Raw genomic sequence first — 19540 nt, 5'->3', positions numbered from 1 at the left:
CCTCGCCCCTAGTGTCCACATTGGAGTAACGAACGTGTCTAGCCGTCACCCCGCGGTCTCCCGGCGCTCCCTGCTCAAGGGCGGCGCCGGCACAGCCCTGGCCACCGCCGCCGGCGGCACCCTGCTGTCCCGGGCCACCGCCGCCTCCGCCGCGCTCAGCTCCGGCGACCACGTACCCGCCCTCATCGTCGGCAGCGGATACGGCGGCGCCGTCACCGCGCTCCGGCTCACCCAGGCCGGCATCGCCACCACCGTCGTCGAGATGGGCATGGCCTGGAACACCCCGGGCGCCGACGGCAAGGTGTTCGCCAACATGCTCAGCCCCGACCACCGCTCCTACTGGCTGCGCACCGAGACCGACCAGCCGCTCGGCTACTTCCTCGGTTCCTCGGTCAACAAGGCCGTCGAGCGGTACACCGGGGTGCTCGACGCGGAGAAGTTCGCCGGCATCCGCGTCTACCAGGGCCGCGGCGTCGGCGGCGGTTCCCTGGTCAACGGCGGCATGGCGGTGGTCCCCAAGCGGGACTACTTCCAGGAGATCCTGCCCTCGGTCGACGCCGCCGCGATGTACGGCACCTACTTCCCCCGGGCCAACAGCACCCTCGGCGTGAACACCTACGACGCGGCCTGGTTCGAGACCGCCGACTGCTACCAGTACGCCCGGACCGCCCGGCAGCAGGCGCAGGCCTCCGGTTTCACCACCACGTTCGTGCCCAGCGTGTACGACCTCGACTACATGAAGAAGGAACAGGCCGGCACCGTCACCCGCTCGGCCCTGGACGGCGAGGTCATCTACGGCAACAACCACGGCAAGAAGTCCCTCGACAAGACCTACCTCGCCGCCGCGGCCGCCACCGGACGGCTGACCGTCGCCACCCTGCACGTGGTCACCGCCGTCGAACCGGCCGCCGCGGGCGGATACACCGTGACGATCGACCAGATCGACACCACCGGCGCCACCGTGGCCACCAAGACCGTCCGCGCCGACCGGGTCTTCTTCGCCGCCGGCAGCGTCGGCACCAGCAAACTGCTGGTGAAGATGCGCGCCCTCGGCAAGCTGCCGAACCTTCCCGACGCGGTCGGTCAGGGCTGGGGCAACAACGGCAACGTCATGGTGGCCCGGGCGCTGCACCTGTGGGACCTGACCGGGGCGCTGCAGTCCGGCATGCCCGCGCTGGGCATCGACAACTGGAACGACCCGGCCGGCCCGGTCTTCGCCGAGATCGCGCCGATGCCGGCCGGTCTCGAACTGTGGATCAGCCTCTACCTGGCCATCACCAAGAACCCGAACCGGGCGAGCTTCGTGCACGACAGCAGCACCGGCAAGGTCGACCTGACCTGGCAGACCGCGATGAACCAGCCGGCGATCGACGCCGCCAAGCGGGTCTTCGACAAGATCAACTCGGCGGAGGTCACCACGTACCGGACCGACCTCTTCGGCGCCAACAAGATCTGGGGCGACGACCTCACGTACCACCCGCTCGGCGGCTGCGTCCTCGGCAAGGCCACCGACAACTACGGCCGGCTGCCCGGCTACCCCGGCCTGTACGTCATGGACGGCTCACTGATCCCCGGCAACACGGGCGTCAACCCGTTCGTCACCATCACCGCCCTGGCCGAGCGCAACATCGAGAAGATCATCACCACCGACCTCTGACCCGGCTCCCGGCGTGGCTCGCTGCGACCCCGCGCGGGCCACGCCGGTCTCAGAACGGCCGGCCGCCCCGGCACCGGCCTCCGCCAGGAACGCGTTGTAGCGGGACAGGTCGTCCTCCTCCCCCGCGGCGTCGGACCGGTCGGCCGCCCGGTCGAGACGGGCCTGCTCCCGCTCGTCGCTGCGGATCCACTGCCGGATCAGCAGCAGCACCACGACCGCCGCCGGGATCTCACCGAACGCCCAGGCAAGGCCCGCACCCAGGCGCTGATCCTCGATCAGCGACGACGCCCACGACGGGTGCACCGCGGTATACCAGTCGACGCCGATCACCGTGGTCGACTGGAGCAGCACGAAACCGAAGAACGCGTGCGCCACCATCGCCAGGAAGTGGATCACGGTGAGCATCGCCGGATGCACCCGTCGACGCCCCGGGTCGACGCCGATCAGCACCCAGAACAGCAGGTACCCGGCGAGCACGAAGTGCAGCACCATCGCCACGTGCCCCAGGTGGCTGCGCATCAGGGTGCCGAGCAGCCCGCTGAAGTACAGGCCGTACAGGCTGGCCACATAGATCGCCAGCGCCACCAGCGGATGCGCGAAGAACCGCGCCACCCGGCTGTGCACGATCAGCAGCAGCCATTCCCGGGCGCCGCGGACCTGCGGGTCGGCCGGCCGGCGCAGCGCCCGCAACGCCAGGGTGACCGGGGCGCCGCCGACGAGCAGGATCGGCACCACCATGGACAGCACCATGTGCTGGATCATGTGCACGCTGAACAGCACGTAGGCGTACTTCGCCACGCCGAGCACGGTGATCCCGGCGAACACCAGCAGGCCGGCCACCCACGACACGGTCCGCGACCACGGCCAGTGGTCGCCGTTGCGGCGCAGCCGGTACACCCCGGTCAGATAGGCGCCGATGCCGACGGCCGCGATCCCCGGGTACAGCATGTCCGGCAGCACGTCGCCGATCAGCCGGGCGGTGGTCATCGGCCCCGGCATCGAGAACCCGAGCAACTCGACGAGGGGATCCAGATCGGTCTCGGCGGTCGACGCCGGCGTCGGGCTGCGCGACAGCCCCACCGCCAGTCCGGCGGCCGCACCGAGCACGGCCAGCTCGCCGAGGGCCAGCCGCAGGAAGGCGTGCGGCCGTCCGGCCGCGAGCGCGGGCAGGGTGCGCTGCCGGTGCGCGAGACCGGCAAGACCGGCAAGACCAAGAGCAAAGATCTTCACGATGATGAGTACGGCGTACCGCGACGTCTCGACCGCTTCCCAGGAGCCGAGCCGCACCGCCGCGTTGGCCAGCCCACTGACCGCGGTCGCCACGAAACAGGCCAGTGCCAGCGTGCTGTACCGCCGTGCGGTGTCGGCGAACCGCCGGTGCCGCCGCACGAGGAACAGCCCGGCCAGCCCGCCGACCCACAGGGTGGCCGCGACGATGTGCAACGCCAGGCTGCTCACCGCCAGCTGATGATCGCCCGCCCCGGCCGCGTGCCCGGTGAACGCGGGCGGCACCACCGCCACGATCGCCACCAGCGTCGCCGCCGCGGCCACCCCGCGCGACACCCCGGCCCGGCTGAGTACCGCCACCAGCAGCGCCAGTCCGGCCTGCAGCAGCAGCGCCTGCCCCTGCGAGATCGAGATCGCGAACCCCGCAACAGCGGTGAACCCCAGCTCGGCAACCGGCTGCCCGAGAATGTCAGAAACGGTCAGCAGCATCAGGGCCAGCGAGCTGAGCATCCACGCGAGCGCCAGCCAGGTGGCCCGCCGCAGCAACTGCCACCCGTGCGCCGACACGCTGGGCCCGTCCCCGGGCAGCAGGAACGTTGCCGTCACGGTGACCCCGACCACCCCGATCCCGAGCAGGTCGACGAGCAGCTTGACCGCCGGCAGCCCCCACCAGGTGAGCGGCCCCGGACTCGGAATCCCCGGCAGCACCGTCTCGTCGATCGCCTGCCCGACGACGAGCGCCCCGACCAGCGCCACCACCGTCCCCGCCGGAATCAGCACCGCCGCGATCCGCACGCCCGCCTTCACCCTGCCACTCCCCTGCCACACGTCACCGTGGGTTGTCGCTCACCGATCCCGCCGAGTTCCCACCACCCCCGTGTATCCGTGATCACAAGCCTCCACCCCACAGTTCCCGGCCCGACTTCTCCCGGCCTCGCAGGTCCCGCGTGTGGGGTCAGCGGCACCACCCAGCCGTCGTCCATGGTTGTCGGTGGCGCCGGGGCCAGGCCGTCGTGGGTGGTGGGTCCGGGGGCCCGCCCGAAAAGGCAATGCCGACGAAGCGGGCCGAGCCCAGCCGTCGACTATGGTCCGCCCACGAACCGAAAACGGTCCTGAAGGACGGCCGAGCATGCCCCAGCCGTCACTCACGGTCCATCCACGAACCCAAAACAACCCTGCACGACGGCCGAGCCTCCCCAGCCGTCACTCACGGCTGAATTTCGCTTCCCGAGCAACCGCAAACGACGGCCAAGCCAACCCAGCCGTCGGCCACGGCCCAACCACGAACCCAAAACAACCCTGCACGACGGCCAGGCACCCCGAGCCGTCGCTGCCGGTCGCCCGGCAACAACAGGAGAACCGCGAACGACGGCCAGGGTCGACGAAATAACCGTGAGCGACGGCCGGGGTCGGCTGACGCGCCACTCGACCCGCGTTGACCTTGACGGGGAACCACATTGCGGCGTCAGACTGAGCCATACCGGCACGGCCGAGCACCGGCCCCGCGAACGTGACCGTCCAGCGGAACACCGAAATCGGGAGAATGTCCGGAGCCGCGGCAGGCGACCCGGCGGATCCCCGGTTCACCGCCGGGTCCCGGACCGGCGCGGAGTTCGTGGGCACGCCGTCGCCGGTCAGGGTCCGAGCCATCCGAATCGTCCGAGCCGTCCCAGCCGTCCGCGCGGCGACCGTCTCCGCATGGTGACGGCTGGCGGCGTACCCGGCAAAAGAAGTCAGTCGAGGTCGACGATCTCGCGGCCGAGGGGCCAGAGGGCGGCCGGGACCAGTTTGAAGTTGGCGATGCCGAACGGGATGCCGATGATCGTCACGCACTGGGCGATGCCCGCGGTGATGTGTGCCAGGGCGATCCACCAGCCGGCCAGGACCAGCCAGAGGATGTTGGCCAGGCCGGAGGCGAGGCCGGCGTCGCGGCGGTCGACGACCGTGCGGCCGAACGGCCACAGGGAGTAGATCGCCAGGCGCCAGGCGGCCACGCCGAACGGGATGGTGACGATCAGGGCGAAGCAGATCAGCGCGGCGAACGCGTAGCCGATGCCGAGGAGGAAGCCGCTGCCGAAGATGAACCAGAGGATGTTGAGGATCAGTCGCACCAGTTCAGCATGACAATGCCGTGCCAGTGTCGTCCCTTCGGGGCCGTTCCGCACCGATCGCGCGTCACCGCTGGGGCGGCCGGGTATCGGGTGGTCAAGCGAAACACAGCGGAGGTGCCTGATGGGACTCGACAACAAGGCCGACAACAAGGCTGAAGAGATCGGCGGCAAGGTCAAGGAGGGCGTCGGCCGGGCAACGGACGACGAGCGCCTGGAGGCCGAGGGCAAGGCCGACCAGACGAGTTCCAACCTCAAGCAGGCCGGCGAGAAGATCAAGGACGCTTTCAAGTCTTGAGATCCACATGAGGGAGGGGCCGCAGCGTAACGCTGCGGCCCCTCCCTCATGTGTCCCTAGGAGATGGCGGCGATGATCCGCGGGCGCAGCTCAGCCGCGGTGATCACCTCGTCCACCGAGCCGACCGTGACCGCCCGCTGGATGCTGTGCACCCGGTCGAACTCGGCGGCCACCTCGCCCTGCTTCTCGGTGCGCACCGAGCCGCGCAGCTCCTCGAGTTCGGCGGCGAGCACGCTGCGCTCGGCGCCGGACGCGGTGGCCACCCGGGCCTGCAGGTCCTTGATCCGCGGGTCGGCCGCGGTCCGGGCGGTGACCTCGCCGGTGAAGACGACCGCCGCCGCCGGGGCGCCGCCGAGCACCGAGGCGAACGAGCCCTCGACCGCCAGGACGGTCATGTTCGGGTTGAGCCGCTTCGAGAACACCACGAACGCGCCGCCGTGGTACCGCGAGATCACGCAGAACACGATCGGGCCCTGGAAGTTCACGATGGCCCGGCCGATCTCCGCGCCGTACTCCAGCTGCAGCTTGCGCATCGACTCCGGCGAGCCGTCGAAGCCGGACAGGTTCGCCAGCACGACGAGCGGACGGTTGCCGCTTGCCGTGTTGATCGCCCGGGCCGCCTTCTTCGACGAGCTGGGGAACAGCGTGCCGGCGGTGTAGGTGTCCGGGCCGTCGGTGGGCGGGAAGCCCCGGCGCTGCACCGACCGCGACTCGATGCCGAGCAGGCAGACGGGCATGCCACCGAGGTGGACGTCCTGCACGACGGAGGTCTCCGCGTCGGCCATGCCGGCCCAGCGTTCCAGCACCGGGTGGTCCTGGTCGGAGACGGCGCGCATCACGGTACGGATGTCGAACGCCTTCTTGCGGTCCGGGTTCGCCGTCGACGAGAAGATCTCGCCGACCGTGGTGAAGTCGCTGCCTTCGGCGGCGTGCGGGAACGACGAGACGTCCCGGTCGGCCGGGTCGCTGGTCGGCACCCGGCGGGGCCGGGTCTCGCCGGCCGCCACGTAGGTGTGGTCGTAGTGCGACATCAGCACGTCGACCGCGGCCGCCAGGTCGGGCGCCCAGTACTGCGCCTGACCGTTGGGGCCCATCACCCGGTCGTAGCCGCCGATGCCGAAGTTGTCCTCGGCCGACACGCCGCCGGAGAAGTCCAGGGCCTGCTTGCCGGTGAGCACCATCGCCGAGTCCGGCGTCATCACCAGGATGCCCTTGGTGTGCATGAGCATGGTGGCTTCGGCGTTCCAGTACGGCTGGGCGCCGACGTTGATGCCCGACACCACGATGTTGATCTCACCGCCGGCCTGGGTGAACTCGACGATGCGCCGCAGCGCCTCGGCCACCCAGTCCATGTTCTCGGTGCCCGAGTCCATCGAGATCTTCGCGCCCGAGGAGAGGGAGAACCACTCCAGGGGTACGCCCATCGTCTCGGCGAGGTCGAGGGCGGCGATGACCCGGCGGCACTCCGGTTCGGCGAGCGCGCCCAGCGACTTGGTCGGGTCGCCGAGCAGCACGACCCGGGTGACGCCTTCCGGGTGGCGGGCGGTCGGGGTGCTGACCACGCCGGCGACCAGGCCGGACCTGTTGTGGCCGCGGGGCCGGTCGACCGGGACGAGCTTGTTGTCCTCGTCCAGGTCGTGCTCGGCGAACAGACCGAGGACCCCGGTCAGCTCGTACGGGTACACCGTGTTGCGGCTGGCCGCGCGCAGCACCTTGAGGCGGTAGTCGTCGAGCGGCTCGACCGGTTCGTCGGACAGCTCGCCGAAGGTGACCTCGGCCCGGCCGGTGACGCCCTGCGAGATGCGGATCGCGGTCTTGACCAGTTCGCCGGTGGCCGCGTCGCGCCGCCGCCCGATGAACTGGATCTCCTCGAGGCCGGCACCGGTGGCGGTCGGCAGCACCCGGTCGGCGAGGGTCTGCACCTCGGCGGCGGTGAACTCGATGACCGGCCACACGTACAGCACGATCCGGTTGGTCCGGAACCGCCGCTTCGACGGGGTCTGCGCCTGCACCCGGCGGAACGAGTCGAGGCAGGTCGCGATGACGTCCTCGGTGGTCGGCAGGGCGACCAGCCGGCCGTCCTGGTCGCGCAGTTCGGTCAGGTCACGGACCTGGCCGAACGCGACGAGGCGCTCGTCGGCCGGGTTCTCCCGGGCGACGCAGCGGAACAGGTAGATCTCCTCGTCCGCGGCGGGCAGGCGGGTGAGGTCGAACCGGCGCAGTCGTTCCAGCTGCATGCGCTGGGCGATGTGCGGGTGCAGGCCGCGGATCAGGCGTTCCTCGGCCATCCCGGCGGTCTCCGGCCGGAACGTGAAGTGGTGGTGCATGACCGCGCCGTTGCGGCCGGCGACCGTGGTGGTGATCCGCTGGACCTGCGCCGGGACCGGGTTCGCGTTGATCACGTCGAGCAGCGCGGCGGCCATCGTGTCCGAGTCGTCGGACTGGGTCTCCCAGGCCAGGTAGAGGTCGGCGTCGAGGGACTCCTCACCGCCGGCCAGTTCGGCCAGGCCGCGCAGGGCGGTGCCGAGCGCGTCGAAGCGGACAGCGGCCGACACCACCCGGGAACCGGCCCGGTCGGCGACGACGAACGTGCAGCCGTCGACGTCGCGGGCGGCGATCGAGGTCAGACCCTTGTTGCCGTAGTAGCGGCGGTTGAGGACCTCGAGCATGACCGTGTTGTCGCGGTCGGCCCGGACCAGACGCTGGCCGAGCAGCCGGACCAGCGGCTCGGTGCTGCGGACCATCTCGGCGATGCGCTCGGCGCGGTCCGGGGCGGCCGGGTTCTCGTCGAGCAGCCGCAGGTGGCGGCGGACCCCGGCGTACACGTTGGCGCGTTCGCGGCGCAGCAGCGGCTGGGCGAACCAGGCGAACACCACACCGCGGGCCAGGTCGGCGACCGCCGGGAAGCGGACCTGGGTGGCGGCCATCAGCCGTTCCAGGGCCAGGCCGACGGACTCGCGCAGCGCCTCCTCCGGCGGCGGCTCCTGCAGCCAGGAGCGCAGCAGGGTGGTGACCACCGTGACGTCGGCGGACGCCCGCTGCAGGGCCAGGAAGATCCGGAACACCGCGGATTCCAGGTCGGCGGTGCGCTCCAGCTCGGTCACGCCGTAGTGGCGCAGCGCCCGGGTGAGCCGGGCCTGGAACGAGGCCGGCAGCGCGGCCCGTTCCACGTCGAGGCTCTGCAGGTAGGTGTGGAAGAACTCCCGGGCGCTGTGCACGTGCCCGGAGTGGTCCTCGCCGGCCGGCCGGTTACGGCTGATCTCGGCCAGGTCGGCGAAGACGCCGAACAGTTCCAGTTCCTCGCTGAGCGGGCGCCGGTGCTCCTCGAGGGCGACGCGGCGGGCGGACAGGTAGTCGGCCAGCACCCGGCGCTCGTCGAGCGGGTCGACGTCGAAGCCGAGCAGCAGGCTGCGCAGGTCCTGCTGGCCGCGCCGCAGACGCTGGGCGGCGGCCGCACCGGCCGGGGCCGGCAGGTCCAGCTCGACGTGTTCGGTGGCGGCGGCGGCCTCGTCCTGCGCGCCGTCGGTGATCGGTTCCAGGCGCAGCAGCGGCGCGCCGGTCTCGACCTGGCTGCCGACCGTGACGACGAGCTCCTTGAGGCGGGCCTTGAACGGCGCGCGGAGCACGTTCTCCATCTTCATGGCCTCGAGGACCAGGACCGGCGCGCCGGCCTCGACCTCGGCGCCGACGGCGAGCGGGGTGGCGACGACCAGGGCGGGCATCGGCGAGCGGAGCACGCCGCCCTCGTCCCGGCTGACCCGGTGGGTGACGCCGTCGACCTCGACCAGGTGGATCGGGCCGTGGGTGCCGACCTTCAGGCGGTGGCGGGAGCCGTTGACGGCGATCTGCCAGGTGTGCGCGTCGTGGCGGTCCAGTTCGACGTCGGCGGTCCGCACGTCGGCGCCGGCTTCGATGCCGACCCGGAACCGGTGTGCGCCGACCCGGGCGACCCGCACCCGGTAGGCGGCGCCGCGCAGTTTCAGGTCGAGGGCCTGCCCGCTCTTGTGCTGCACCTGGGGGCGGCCGCCGAACGCCGTCGACAGCAGGCGCTGGCGTTCGACGTTCTCCTGCTCCTCGTACGCCTCGATGGCGGCCGCGGCGAGCGCGACCGCGGAGTGCCGGTGCGAGACGAGGCGGCCCTCGCCGCGGACCCGGTCGATCCAGCCGGTGTCGGCGCTGCCGTCGATCACCTCGGGCTGGTCGAGCAGGTCGAGGACGAAGCTCTTGTTGGTGGAGCCGCCCTCGATGATGACGGTGGTCTCGCCCATCGCCTTGCGGAGACGGGCCAGGGCCTCGGCGCGGTTCCGGCCGTACGCGATGATCTTCGCAATCATCGAGTCGAAGTCGGCGGGGATGCTGTCGCCCTCGCTGACGCCGGTGTCCACCCGGATGCCGGGGCCGGCCGGGAAGTCGAGCCGGACGATGCGTCCCGGGGACGGGGCGAAGTCGCGGTCCGGGTCCTCGGCGTTGAGCCGGGCCTCGACGGCGTGGCCGCGCTCGGCCGGCGGGCGGCCTTCGAGCCTGCCGCCGGAGGCCACGAAGATCTGGCCCTTGACCAGGTCGAAACCGGTGGTCGACTCGGTGATCGGGTGTTCCACCTGGAGGCGGGTGTTGACCTCGAGGAAGGCGAGCACGTCGTCGCCGGGGTGGTACAGGAACTCGACGGTGGCCGCGCCGCAGTAGCCGACCCGGATCGCCAGGCGTTCGGCGGACTCCTTGAGTTCGGCCGCGCGTTCCGGGCTGAGCACCGGCGACGCCGACTCCTCGATCACCTTCTGGTTGCGGCGCTGGATCGAGCAGTCGCGCACCCCGAGCGCCCACGCACCGCCCTGACCGTCGGCGATCACCTGGACCTCGACGTGGCGGGCGCCGGTGACCAGGCGTTCCAGGAAGACGATGCCGCTGCCGAAGGCGCGGGCCGCCTCCTGGCTGGTCCGCTCGTAGGCGTCGTCGAGCTCGGCCTCGCTGCGGATCACCCGGATGCCGCGGCCGCCACCACCGGCGGTGGCCTTGAGCATCAGCGGGTAGCCGATCCGGCCGGCCGCCTCGCGGGCCGCCTCCAGGCTCTCGACCGGTCCGCGGCTCCACGGCGCGACCGGGACACCGACCTCCTCGGCGATCAGCTTCGCGCCGATCTTGTCACCGAGCTGGCGCATCGCGTCCGCGCTCGGGCCGATGAAGGTGACGCCGACACGCTCGCACAGTTCGGCGAAGGCCGGGTCCTCGGCGACGAAGCCCCAACCCACCCACGCGGCGTCGGCCTTCGTCTCGACCAGGGCGCGTTCGAGCACCTTGAGATCGAGGTACGGCCGTGCGGACGCGGGTCCGAGGTCGTAGGTGACGTCGGCCTCGCGCACGAACGTGGCGTTGCGGTCGACGTCGGTGTACAGGGCGACGGTCTCGATCGGCGTCCCGGTCTCCGCGGCCAGTTCCCTGGCAGCATGGATGAGACGCCTTGCCGCCTCACCCCGGTTGACGATCACGATACGACTGAACACCGGATCGAGCCCTTCCTCTCCACAACACGAGTGGTCCACCACGAAATCGGTTTGACTCCGGCGCGACCGGACAAGACTGTAGTGGATCTCGACTGCAGTACGTGTTCAGGCCGCGCCGGTGCGGGTTCCCCACCATTGTCACCGTAATGCGTGACAGGGTCGACTCCGCAGGTCAACGGCCATGGGGCGACGGTCACCCCATGGCCGTATTTCCTCAACTGTTATTTTGGCAAAACAGAACTCGTCAGTAAGTTGACAATCAGTAGTTCACCTCGGGCAAAAAGCGAGGAATGAGAACTTCTCACAGGCCGAACGCCAGCAACACGTTGCCGTGCTCGCTGGGATAGAACGGCCAGTAACCGGACTGGACATAGACCATCCCGCCGGAGACGACCGCCCCGCCGCTGCCGGAGAGCGCGCTGCCGAACCCGGTCAGGCCGTTCACCCCGGCGAATTCCCGCAGCGTGTCGTACTGCCACAGCACCGCGCCGGTCGTCGCCGAGTACGCCCGGAACTTGCCGTCGTTGCTGCCCTCGAACACCACCCCCGGGCTGCTGGTCACCGCCGGAGCGTGCGCGAGGACGCAGACGTCCGGGAACGCGGCCGCCCCACCGGTCGTGCAGCCGTCCGCCGGGTTCGGCGTCTGCCACAGCACCTGCCCGTCGGCCGGGTTCACCGCGAACACCGTGCCCGGATCGGCGAAGTAACTCGCCAGGTAGAGCCGCTTGCCGTCATAGCTGCCACCCCACTGCAGGCCGGAGATCCCGCCGCTGGGCAGCGGCACCCCGAGCTGCCGGCGCCACACCACGTCACCGGTGCGGGCGTCGAACGTGTGGTAGACCCCGCTCTTCTGCCCGACGCCGACCAGCTTACGGCCGCGGACGGTGAACAGGTTCGGTGTCGCGCCGATGTCGTAGTCGAGGTTCGTGCCGTCCTCGAGCCCCGGGCAGTACCCCTCGGCGTCCGGCTCGTTGCACAGGCTGCGCCAGGTGTCGGCGTCGGTGACCTGTTCCTTCCAGCGGACCGCGCCGGTCCGGGCGTCCAGGGCCAGCAGCGAGTCGAAGTCGCCCGCGCTGCCGGTGTAGTTCTGGCCGGTCCCGACGTACAGGGTGTTCGTCTTCGGGTCGATCACCGGTGAGCTCCACACGCCGGCGCCGGACGGTTCCCAGCGGGCCGCGCCGGACGGCCAGGTGCCGGCCTGCACCGGCTCGGGCACGGTCCAGAACCGCCAGACCTGCGCACCGGTCTCCGCGTCGAGGGCGTCGATGTGCCCCCGGAAGGTGCAGCAGGGGTAGTCCGCTCCCCCGGTGTTCTCCCCGCTGGACGCCCCGATGTAGATCTTGCCGTCGTGGTACAGCGGCGAACTGGTGTGCATCCCGGCCGGATGGTTCTCGGTGTCCCGCGACCACTTGAGCGCGCCGGTGCGCTGGTCGAGCGCGTAGACGAACCCGGAGCTGTCGCCGAAGAAAACCTTGCCCTTCGCGACGGCCGGCCCGTCCTGGGTCACGCCACCGCTGGGCAGCGCGAAACTCCACCGGGTGGCGCCGGTCCTGGCGTCCACCGCGTAGAACCTGGCGTCCGGGCCGCCGAAGTACACCACCCCGCCGACGACGGCCGGCTGGCTCTTGGCCGGCGCCCCGGTCTTCGGGTAGGCGAACGCCCACTTGAGCTTGAGCCTGCCGACGTTGCCCGCGGTGATCTTCTGCTCTGCCGCGTTGTGCCTGGTGCCGTAGGTGTCGCCCTGCCAGGTGGGCCAGTCTGCGTTCGGGCGCCCGGAGGCGGGCGCCGGCCCGGTCGTCGCTGCCAGCAGAGCCAGCAGCACTCCGATGAACATGGTGAGACGGAACGGGTTGTTGATCATGTCACTCCCCGTGTCGCAGTCGACTTGCGGCCCACTCTAGAGGAGCGCTCCCATCAATCTCTCCGACCTTGATCCGCAGGTGGCGGAGCTGCGTATCACCACTCGTCACCCTGAGTTCAAGGAGGTTCGCATGACCGCCGGCCGGTTCATGTCTTCTTTTCGTCGTCTGTCGAGCGCCGCACTGGTCGGTGCCGCTGTTCTCCTGTTGACCCCGGACCAGGCGATGGCCGACGTCCCGGTCCCGCCGGAGGACCTGCTGCTCAACCGCAACGGCGTCGCCGTGTCGGAGGCCGACGTCGACTTCGTCATCCGGGTCCGGCTGGCCGGGCTGTGGGAGATTCCGGCCGGCGAGATGGCGCAGAACCTGTCGGACAGCACGCGGATCAAGCAGATCGGCCAGAGCATCGCCGACCAGCACGCCGAACTCGACCAGCTGGCCAAGGACGCCGCGGCCAAGCTGGACATCGACCTGCCGGACGAGCCCAACGCCGACCAGAAGGGCTGGCTCGCCGAGATGGAGGCGGCCCAGGGCACCGAATTCGACGCCATCTACATCGACCGGCTCCGCGCCGCCCATGGCAAGATCTTCCCGGCCATCGCAACGATCCGGGCGGGCACCCGCAACGACACCATCCGCAAACTGGCGCAGCAGGCGAACCAGTTCGTCATGACCCACATGACGCTCCTGGAGAGCAGCAACATCGTCGACTTCAAGGCCCTGCCCACCGCACCCGCCCCGGCCGCGGCCACCAGCGCGGCGCCCGACCCGGTGCTGGCCGCCGCGGGCGCCGGGAACGACGGCGACCTCGGGTTCGACACCGTGAACATGCCGGTGCTGCTGGCCGCGCTCGCCGCCGGTCTGGCCGTCGGCGCCGTCGCGACCCACCAGATCGTCAACAACCGCCGTCCCGGATACCGCAACCGCCGGGCCCGCTACAGCCGATGAATCGTAGGGTGGCGCGGTGACCTCCTGGGACGCGCCACCCGCCTCGCCCGCGCCCGCCGCCTGGACGCCGGATCTCGACGCTCTCGGCGACCGGCGGGACGGGCTGCACGTCACCGGCTGGCTGCGATCGGTGCTGCCGCCCCGGCGCGGTGGCATCGACACCGCCGTCCGGCCGCTCGCCGGTCTCGACGACGCCTGGGCCGGCCTGCGTTTCTCGATCTGGGCGCAGGACCACGCGATCCGGGAGGCCTCGTCCGTTCGGTCCCGGGTGTGGGGTCTGCTGACCTCCCCGGAGGCGAGCGACCGTCGTCTCGGCGAGCGCCTGCTGGCCGTCGAGCCGCGGATCGGCACGGCCGCCGAGGACGTCGCGCTGGTCCGGGCGGTCCGTGAGAAGTTTCAATACGTGCACCAGGGCGTCGACGAGTGGCTCGCCGACTTCCTGGTCGCCGCGCACGGCCTGCCCGAGGCGTGCCGCCGCGTCCTCGACGGTTTCCACGTGGACCTGCCCTACCTCGGCACCGGGGTCTTCGGCCGCCTGCGGGAACTCCTGGTCATCGCCGACGACACGACCTACACCCGAACCCTGCAGACCCTTCTCGGGGTACGCGACGAGAGAGCCGCCGTCCTCGACGGCAACACCCGGGCCGACCTGTTCTGGGCGGTCAGTCACCTGATCCCGGTCGGCCCGCGGTCCGGCCCCGACGAGCAGCAGGCCCACGCCGAGGCCCTGCGGCACGTCGGCGAGTTCGGCAACTCCCCGGTGCACGCCTGCGGTCTGGCCTCCGGCGACCTCGACACGCTGTCCCGGTTCCTGAAGGCCAACCCGCGGGTCCGGCACGAGTTCTTCGGCACCTCCGGGGGACGGCTCCACCTGGCCGGCGTCCTCGACGTGGCGGGCGTGGCGGCCGGACCGGTCCTGGCCCGGATGCGGCCGTCCTACCCGTTCGAGGATCACCCGCACTACAACGGGGTGTGGTGCTCACTGCTCGCGCACGTCGACGACGACACGGCCCGGGAGGTGCTGGAGGCGGAACGGTCCGCGGGCCACCCGTGGGCCACGGGCTTCACGGCTGCGGACGAGCAGGCTCCGCCCGTACCCCAGGGGGTGCCGTCCGGTTTTGAATCCTTTGATCGTCAGACCGTGCCGTTGCTGGACGTGTCCGTGCCGCCGGAGATCCGGTTCCGGGACGCGGAACGGGAGACGGCCGAGCGGGCCGGGGTCTACGAGGACGCCGAACGCTGGGACGGTGTGCCGATCTCGCGGTGTGACGAGGCGCAGGTCACGGCGTGGCTGGAACATCGGGAACACTGGCGGATCCCGGCGACGCTCCCGGCGCTGGCCCTCGCGCCGCGCTGGACGCACGAGCGGCTGATGGCGCTCGGATTCGACATCCAGCAGTACTGGATCCGGTCGCTGATCCCGTTGCTGCTGCTCCGGCACGGGGTGAGTCACGTGGCGCCGCTGCTGGCCGCGTTCGGGGACCGGGACCACGTCGACGCGGCCCTGGAAGCGGCACAACCGGTCGGGCACGTGTCGCTGACCGCGCCGGTCGCCCGGGCGTTCGCCGGCAAGAAGCACCGTCGCCTGGCCCGGTCGTGGCTGCTGCAGCATCCCGCCCACGCGGCGGCCGGGGCGATCGCGATGGGCACCGGCGATCCGGCGGCCGCGCGGGTGCTGCGCTACCTCGACACCCAGGGCCACCGGCCGCTGCTCCTCGACCGGGACCCCGGCTTGGCCGCCTTCCTCGACGAGGACCCCCTCGACGCGCCCGGCGCCGTCCTTCCCAAGATCCCGGCCTATCTCACTGCCTCTGACTTTCTGGTACGCCTGGCGTCGTGCGACGCCGACTACGTGCACCCGGCCGTCCTCGCGGCCCGGACGAACGGCGACCCGGTGGCGCTGGCCGCCCTCGCCGACACCCTGTTCGAGAAGTGGCTCGCCGCCGGGACGCCGCCCGCCGACAGCTGGTGCATGCAGGCGGTCGGCCTGATCGGCGACGACGCCGGCGCCCGCAAGCTGGCGTCCTACGCCCGGCAGTGGGCGGGCACCAACGCCGCCGCCCGGGCGCAGGCCGCCCTGGACGCGCTGCGGCACCGGGGCACCGACGCGGCGCTGATCGAGATCAGTCTGCTGGCCGAACGGTCCCGGTTCCCGGTGTTCAAGAGCCGCGCCCGCGAACACATCGAGGCCATCGCCGAACGACAGGGGCTGACCGCTGACGAACTGGCGGACCGGCTCGTACCGTCGCTGGGCCTGTCCGGTTCCGACACCCTCGATGCGGGCGGCGGCACCTGGCGGATCGGGTTCGACCATCAGCTGCTGCCGGTGCTGCACGGTCCCGGCAAGCCCCCGCGGAGCGTGCCGGGGCTGGCCGCGCTGCGGAAGGAGGCGCGGGCGTCGGCGTCCCTGCACATCACGCGGCTGGAACGGGCGATGTGCACGGAACGCCGGATCCCGGCCGCCGTGTTCCAGGACCGGTTCGCCCGGCACCCGTGGATGACGCACCTGGCGCAGCGGCTGGTCTGGGGTGTCCTCGTCGACGACACGCTGGTGTCCACGGTCCGGGTCGCCGAGGACGGTTCCCTGGCGACCGTCGACGACGATGCCTTCACCCTGCCTCCGGCCGCGTCGCTGGTCGTCGCGCATCCGGTGCGACAGTCTCTCGACGAGTGGGGACCGGTGTTCGCCGACTACGAGTTGTTGCCGCCGTTCCCGCAGGTCGACAGACCGACATACACCGATTTTTCGGCTTTTGACCGCTACATCGGCCTCGCGACGACTTATGGGGCTCTTCGCGGTTTGGAGCGGCACGGCTGGATCCGCTGGTACGACGCCTCGGTGCAGATGGCGAAGCCGCTGCCCGGCGGCGGCCACGCGATCCTGCGCACCGACCCCGGCTGGCACGCCTCGGACACCGTGGACTCCGCTCCCCCACAGACCGTCGTCGGCCTCTCCTACGATTCCGCGCCCCCGGTGGCCTTCTCCGAAATGATCCACGACCTGCGCACCCTCAGCTGACCAGAGCGCTCACCTGGTCACGGATCGCCACGTCGAGATCGGTAGCGGTAAGGTCGAACGTCTTCATGGTCTCGGTGGCGTCCATGACGAGCGGGGCGTACCACTGGTAGTCCATCTCGGCGATCTCGCGGGCCATCGGCACGACCGTCCCAGCCAGGCGCATCGCGAAGCGGGGCAGCGGGATCAGCCTGATCGGCGGCTTCCCCGCTGCGGCGGCGTAGCGGGCGGCCAGTTCGCGGAGGGTTACCGGCGGCGGGGACGGCACGTGCCAGGCGCGGCCCCAGGCGCGGTCGTCGGCGGCCAGGGTGACCAGGGTGCTCGCCACGTCCCGGTTGTAGGTGAAGGTGTGCGGCATGTCCAGGTGGCCGGGCACCCAGGCGGTGCCGCCCTTCTTCAGGGCCGGTTCGAGGATCATCGCGTAGTAGCCGTAGGCGTCCCTGCCGATGAAGTCGGAGCTGCGCGCCTCGAAGGTACGGATGCCCGCTGCTAGGGACCGTTCCCAGTTCTCCTTGCGGAGCAGGCCTTTGCGCCCGGTGGCGGACAGCGGGGTGCGCTCGGTCAGCGTGCCGGGCTGCGGCCCGTACGCATAGGTGCTCCCGGTGTTGGCGAGGACCGCGTCGTTGGCCTGGGCTGCGGCGATGGCCGCGGTTTGCAGCGGCGGCAGGAGACGGTGCCAGGTGGTGTACGACGCCGGGTTCGCACAGTGGTAGATCACCTTCGCGCCCCGGGACAGCGTGGTCAGGCGCTCCGCGTCGGCGGCGTCGGCGGCGACCCGCTCGATCAGCGGATGGTCCGGCCCGGCGCCTCCGCGGGTGACGATCCGGACGGTCTCGCCGCGGTCGGCGAGGAGGAGCGCGACGTTCGAGCCGATCGATCCGGCACCGAGGACGACATGGTCAGGCATGATCCGCATTCCTTTTCTAACGTTGTTAGATCTTCTAACGTCGTTAAGCTAGACATGCACCGACAGCACTGTCAAGGAGGGTCACTACTGTCTGAGTCCATGCCCACCAGCACACGACGTGCCCGCGAACGGGCCGGCATCCGCGACCGGATCTTCACGGCCGCGCTGCAGGTCCTGGAGGAGGAGGGCGCCGCCGCGCTGACGGTCCGGCGCATCGCGACCGAGGTGGAGTACACCGCGCCGGTCGTCTACCAGCACTTCGCCGGCAAGGACGGCCTGATGCTGGAGCTGGTCACGCACGGCTACACGCTGCTGCTGACCGAGGCCCGCGCCATCGCCACGGCGGAGACCGATCCCGATCAGCGGCTGCTGCGCGTCGCCGCGGGCTACGTGCGCTTCGCCGGCGACCACCCGCACCTGTACGAGGCGATGAACGGCACCGCCGTCGGCGCGGCCGGCCGCCTGGAGGCCGCCCAGCCGACGATCGACCTGCTGGCCGAGCTGCTGGCCGCCTGGTCGGCGGTGCACGGCGTGAAACCGCCGGGCGACAACGCCTCGTGCGAGATCCTGTGGGGCACACTGCACGGGATGGCGACACTGGGTCGGCTGGAGGCCGTCGGCACCGAACGGGCCCAGCACCTCGCCGAGCAGGCCGTCGACGCCATCCTCCTCGGCTGGCGGCACCGCCCCGGTCTGCCTGCGTGATGACTTCGGGCGTCCAGCGCGCCCGTAATCACCACACCCCCACCGGTGTGTTGACTTTCGGCGCCCACCGCGCCCGAAATCACCACACCCCCACCGGTGTGTTGACTTTCGGCGCCCACCGCGCCCGAAATCACCACACGCGCGGGCTTCGCACTCTGAACACGAAACGTGTTCAGCCGACGGCTGCCCGGTGCAGGCGGGCGTAGGCACCGTCGGCCCGGCCGACCAGGTCGGCGTGGGTGCCCTGCTCGCGGATCCGGCCACGCTCCAGGACGACGATGTGGTCAGCCGTCGCGACCTGGGTGAACCGGTGCGCCACGATGATCGCGGTCCGCCCGCGGATCGCCGCCCGGACCGCGGCGTCCAGGCTGCCGCCGGCGCCGCCGTGCGCGGTGGCCTCGTCGAGCACCACCACCACCGGCGGGTCGGCGAGCAGCACCCGGGCCAGGGCGATCTGCTGGATCCGGGCGTCGTCCACGAGCGGCCCGAGTGCGGTGTCCAGCCCGTCCGTGCCGGCGCCGACCGCGTCCAGGGCCGCCACCAGCGCCCCGTCGGTGGCGTCCGGGTCGGCGAGCCGCAGGTTGCCGGCCAGGGTTTCGGTGAACACGCCACGACGTGGCCCTGCTGGAGTGTCACAAGGCGGTCGGCTGATCCCAGCCTCCGCCCCGGAGACGCTCATACCGTCGGATCGAAGCCGTACTCGTGTAACGACCGCACGCCTCCTAGGCTCGGCACGTGCGCGATGCAGCAGAAGACCCGGATCTGATCAGTGAGAGCTTCCGGCTCAAGGTCACGATGCCGTTCCTGCTGATCTCACTGCCCGTCAGCATCGGGGCCGTCGGCACCCTCGTCACGCTCTGGCCCGGCGAGGGCTGGGCGTGGCGATCGGTGTCCGTGGCGATGGCCCTGCTGGCGAGCTCCGGCACCGTGCTGGGCGTGACGATGGTCATGGACAAGCGCCTGAGTACCCTGCCGTGGCGGCGCATGCTCGCGGTTTCGGTGGTGCCGGCTTTGACCTTTGGCCTGGCGGTAGCCCGCGACCAGATGCTGTAGTCGGGAACCACAGCCTGAGTGACGATAGTGCGGTCCTGACGGGACTTGAACCCGCGACCTCCGCCTTGACAGGGCGGCGAGCACTCCAACTGCTCCACAGGACCTCGATGTGAAGGCGGCGCTTGTTGCTCGCTGCCTTCGTTGTAAAACTTACCAAAGCCCTCCGGCGCCCCTCGAGGGGACCCTACCGGCGCCATCCGCGGCGGCGCCTCCTGCTCGGGAGGTGCCCGGCGGGACGGCTCGGTTCGTTCCAGCCCAGATATC

At 71.0% G+C, this 19540-nt stretch carries 12 protein-coding genes and 1 tRNA gene; 6 read left to right on the top strand and 7 right to left on the bottom strand.

What is annotated here, in order from left to right; all coding sequences use genetic code 11:
- The first annotated feature begins 34 nt into the window (after positions 1-34).
- Positions 35-1657, top strand: a complete 1623-nt coding sequence (locus QSK32_RS20865; protein WP_285472831.1) for a GMC oxidoreductase — start codon at positions 35-37, stop codon at positions 1655-1657.
- On the opposite strand, the gene QSK32_RS20860 is transcribed toward QSK32_RS20865, so the two are convergent.
- A complete protein-coding gene (locus QSK32_RS20860; RefSeq protein ID WP_285472830.1) occupies positions 1562-3691 on the bottom strand; it encodes a bifunctional copper resistance protein CopD/cytochrome c oxidase assembly protein in 2130 nt (709 codons plus the stop codon). The genes QSK32_RS20865 and QSK32_RS20860 overlap by 96 nt on opposite strands.
- A gap of 926 nt (positions 3692-4617) precedes the next feature.
- Positions 4618-4998, bottom strand: coding sequence for a YccF domain-containing protein (locus tag QSK32_RS20855; protein ID WP_211275376.1), 381 nt, complete (start codon positions 4996-4998; stop codon positions 4618-4620).
- A 118-nt stretch (positions 4999-5116) separates the two neighbouring features.
- Here QSK32_RS20855 and QSK32_RS20850 point away from each other — a divergent pair, with 118 nt between their 5' ends.
- Positions 5117-5290 carry a CsbD family protein gene (locus QSK32_RS20850; RefSeq protein WP_063775514.1) on the top strand — a complete coding sequence of 58 codons (174 nt, stop codon included), beginning with the start codon at positions 5117-5119 and terminating at the stop codon, positions 5288-5290.
- A 56-nt stretch (positions 5291-5346) separates the two neighbouring features.
- Here QSK32_RS20850 and QSK32_RS20845 read toward each other — a convergent pair whose 3' ends face one another.
- Together QSK32_RS20845 and QSK32_RS20840 are read right to left on the bottom strand one after the other, a co-directional pair.
- Positions 5347-10788, bottom strand: a complete 5442-nt coding sequence (locus QSK32_RS20845; RefSeq protein WP_285472829.1) for an ATP-binding protein — start codon at positions 10786-10788, stop codon at positions 5347-5349.
- Between the two features lie 301 nt (positions 10789-11089).
- Positions 11090-12649, bottom strand: a complete 1560-nt coding sequence (locus tag QSK32_RS20840) for an outer membrane protein assembly factor BamB family protein (protein WP_285472828.1) — start codon at positions 12647-12649, stop codon at positions 11090-11092.
- A 130-nt stretch (positions 12650-12779) separates the two neighbouring features.
- On the opposite strand from QSK32_RS20840, the gene QSK32_RS20835 reads away from it, so the two are divergent.
- Both QSK32_RS20835 and QSK32_RS20830 read left to right on the top strand, forming a co-directional pair.
- Positions 12780-13595, top strand: coding sequence for a DUF4142 domain-containing protein (locus tag QSK32_RS20835; RefSeq protein ID WP_285472827.1), 816 nt, complete (start codon positions 12780-12782; stop codon positions 13593-13595).
- Positions 13596-13611: 16 nt separating this feature from the next.
- Positions 13612-16614 (top strand): DUF4132 domain-containing protein, encoded by a 3003-nt coding sequence (locus tag QSK32_RS20830; RefSeq protein ID WP_285472826.1) that lies wholly within the window; start codon positions 13612-13614, stop codon positions 16612-16614.
- Here the strand turns inward: QSK32_RS20830 and QSK32_RS20825 are convergent.
- Positions 16607-17518 carry an NAD-dependent epimerase/dehydratase family protein gene (locus QSK32_RS20825; RefSeq protein ID WP_285472825.1) on the bottom strand — a complete coding sequence of 304 codons (912 nt, stop codon included), beginning with the start codon at positions 17516-17518 and terminating at the stop codon, positions 16607-16609. The genes QSK32_RS20830 and QSK32_RS20825 overlap by 8 nt on opposite strands.
- Before the next feature lie 99 nt (positions 17519-17617).
- On the opposite strand from QSK32_RS20825, the gene QSK32_RS20820 reads away from it, so the two are divergent.
- Complete coding sequence (locus QSK32_RS20820; protein WP_285472824.1) at positions 17618-18223, top strand: TetR/AcrR family transcriptional regulator; 606 nt, start codon at positions 17618-17620, stop codon at positions 18221-18223.
- 172 nt (positions 18224-18395) lie between these two features.
- Here the strand turns inward: QSK32_RS20820 and QSK32_RS20815 are convergent, their stop codons facing one another.
- On the bottom strand, positions 18396-18830 hold the full coding sequence (locus tag QSK32_RS20815) for an ABC transporter ATP-binding protein (protein ID WP_045742663.1): 435 nt from the start codon (positions 18828-18830) through the stop codon (positions 18396-18398).
- Between the two features lie 128 nt (positions 18831-18958).
- Here QSK32_RS20815 and QSK32_RS20810 point away from each other — a divergent pair, with 128 nt between their 5' ends.
- Positions 18959-19276 carry a hypothetical protein gene (locus QSK32_RS20810; protein WP_045742664.1) on the top strand — a complete coding sequence of 106 codons (318 nt, stop codon included), beginning with the start codon at positions 18959-18961 and terminating at the stop codon, positions 19274-19276.
- Between the two features lie 30 nt (positions 19277-19306).
- On the opposite strand, the gene QSK32_RS20805 is transcribed toward QSK32_RS20810, so the two are convergent.
- A tRNA-Asp gene (locus tag QSK32_RS20805) sits at positions 19307-19380 on the bottom strand.
- Between the last annotated feature and the right edge of the window lie 160 nt (positions 19381-19540).

The organism is Actinoplanes sp. NBRC 101535 (assembly GCF_030269225.1).
Classification (GTDB): Bacteria; Actinomycetota; Actinomycetes; order Mycobacteriales; family Micromonosporaceae; genus Actinoplanes; species Actinoplanes rectilineatus.
Note: the sequence above shows the minus strand (reverse complement) of the source record. Positions and strands in the feature narration are given on the sequence as shown.

Coding starts and splice junctions, on each gene's coding strand:
- QSK32_RS20850 (WP_063775514.1), top strand. CDS start 5,117: ATGGGACTCGACAACAAGGCCGACAACAAGGCTGAAGAGATCGGCGGC.
- QSK32_RS20840 (WP_285472828.1), bottom strand. CDS start 12,649: ATGATCAACAACCCGTTCCGTCTCACCATGTTCATCGGAGTGCTGCTG.
- QSK32_RS20835 (WP_285472827.1), top strand. CDS start 12,780: ATGACCGCCGGCCGGTTCATGTCTTCTTTTCGTCGTCTGTCGAGCGCC.
- QSK32_RS20825 (WP_285472825.1), bottom strand. CDS start 17,518: ATGCCTGACCATGTCGTCCTCGGTGCCGGATCGATCGGCTCGAACGTC.
- QSK32_RS20820 (WP_285472824.1), top strand. CDS start 17,618: ATGCCCACCAGCACACGACGTGCCCGCGAACGGGCCGGCATCCGCGAC.